This window comes from Verminephrobacter aporrectodeae subsp. tuberculatae At4 (assembly GCF_000193225.1).
GTDB classification, from domain to species: domain Bacteria; phylum Pseudomonadota; class Gammaproteobacteria; order Burkholderiales; family Burkholderiaceae_C; genus Acidovorax; species Acidovorax aporrectodeae.
In genome coordinates this window covers 1-272 of the sequence record NZ_AFAL01000681.1, presented here as the reverse complement: position 1 = coordinate 272, position 272 = coordinate 1, and the positions used below count along the sequence as shown (strand labels likewise).

1 protein-coding gene is annotated in these 272 nt (G+C 66.9%); it reads right to left on the bottom strand.

From position 1 onward, the window contains the following. A partial coding sequence (locus tag VTU_RS28700; protein ID WP_010107495.1) for a SwmB domain-containing protein occupies positions 1-272 on the bottom strand: 272 nt, incomplete at both ends.

Genomic DNA, 272 nt, shown 5'->3' with positions numbered 1-272 from the left:
CGGTGACGTTGGTGACGGCGTTTGCGACGCCATTGACGAGCACCGCAAAGGCCCTGGTGTCCGGCTTGTGGTCCGCGTCCGCGTCCAGGTCGCTGCTGTCGTCGAAGCTGAGTACCAGTTGGTCGCCGTTGACCCTGGGGCGCGTCGTGTCGCTGCTGGTGATCAGCTGCGGGGCCGTGGTGTCTGCTGGCGCTGGCGTGTCGTTGACCACCTCGGTAGCAGCAAAGCTGGTCGCGTCGTTGCCGGCGGCGTCCTGTATGGCGTTGGCGTCG